Origin of the sequence: Vibrio sp. OPT20, from assembly GCF_963889365.1 — a bacterium.
Lineage (GTDB): Bacteria > Pseudomonadota > Gammaproteobacteria > Enterobacterales > Vibrionaceae > Vibrio > Vibrio splendidus.
Genome location: NZ_CAWPOA010000044.1, coordinates 1 through 1,412, shown reverse-complemented (window position 1 = coordinate 1,412; position 1,412 = coordinate 1). Strand labels below are relative to the sequence as shown.

At 41.6% G+C, this 1,412-nt stretch carries 1 protein-coding gene; it reads right to left on the bottom strand.

Annotation, left to right across the window (positions count from 1 at the left end):
• Positions 1-13: 13 nt before the first annotated feature.
• On the bottom strand, positions 14-1,321 hold the full coding sequence (locus tag AACR09_RS09130; RefSeq protein WP_193836306.1) for an IS4 family transposase: 1,308 nt from the start codon (positions 1,319-1,321) through the stop codon (positions 14-16).
• Positions 1,322-1,412: the final 91 nt, after the last annotated feature.

Genomic DNA, 1,412 nt, shown 5'->3' with positions numbered 1-1,412 from the left:
TAATGCCGTTCACTTAAGAGTGAACGGCATTTTTGTTCTTAGCATACCGCTGTGGTCTAGGCTTAACTGTTCTAGGGAATGTTCTTTCCCTTCGCCCTTCAAGTATTAAGCTTTCAGCCATGTTGTGAAACCCCTTTAACTGACGAGGTATTGCTCCTGGTGTTGAGTAAGGTAAGCCTACAAGTAACGCCGATACATGAGCTAATGTGCCGTTAAAACTCAGTTGATAAGGAAGGTAATTTCCCTTTAAATTCAAGCAGAGCTCAACCATCTGATATCGGATTAAATTGTAAGTAAGCAAGATGCCCCATAACTCCTGCTTTACCAGCTCTGGTAAACGACTTCTCAGCGTAAGACGGTTTCCAAGCATGTATTGTTTTTGCACTCGGTAGCCTAGCTCTATTTCCCAACGATGTTCATAAAGGCCTGCAATATCTTTTGATGGGTAACGCAGGGAGTCCGTCATGGAGGTTAATACTTGGTAGTCTTTTCCTTTAATTTTACGAGTGACAAGTCGAGCGGTTATCGACTTTGGTAAATCAGGCCATAGCTTTCTAGCCCTTGGGTTACTGTGTAATTGAACCAGTTTGTCATTTCGCCCTAAAGATTGAACAATGTCATATTGTGTATTTTTCTTGAGGGGGATAAGCCAATGACGCTCTGAGCCAGAGTCTTGCCATTTATGTAATAAGCCTAAAGAATAGAACCCCTTATCGAACATTGTCACGCTATGGTTTGGTGTTGTTTCTATCAGTTTTTCAGCTAATACCATTTCGTTTGTATTGTAATTATCAAAGGCACTTGCCGTGATAAAGTGACTGCTTAATTCCATTTGGCAGACCATTCTCACTTGCGGATATTGTGTCCCTTTTTGTCGAGAAAATGCATTTTCATTTTGCGGGTTATCGGGCGTTCGCCAAACAACGCCATCGACACCAAGAAGCGTTAACCCATTCCACTGGGGTAACTGTGCACTTTTCAACCATGACGTAGTCATTCGCTCAAAGACCGCTTTTATTGCGTCTTCACCCAACGTCTTTCGACGTTGAGTCAACGCACTTGGTGCGACAAAAGCTTTACCTGTACGGTCGACAATATCAAGTTGGTTAACTAAATCTTTCATGGACTTATTGTTATAGATAGCCATTCCAACAAGCAGCCACACCATGGATTCTAGCGTTAACTTTCTCTTTCTCATCGTGACGGTATCAGTAAGAGAATAAGCTTCGTCGATGAGTTCAATTGGAAGCAAGTCAGACAAAGTCTCAATGTTGCTAGGTTTCCAATCATTAATTATGTTTAGAGCTTGAGAAACATCCATAAAAAAATCCAAGTGCATTAAATACACTTGGATTTTGACAGCTCTGGAGGATCGTTCAACCGATCACTTTGGCTTTAACTGATCGGCATTA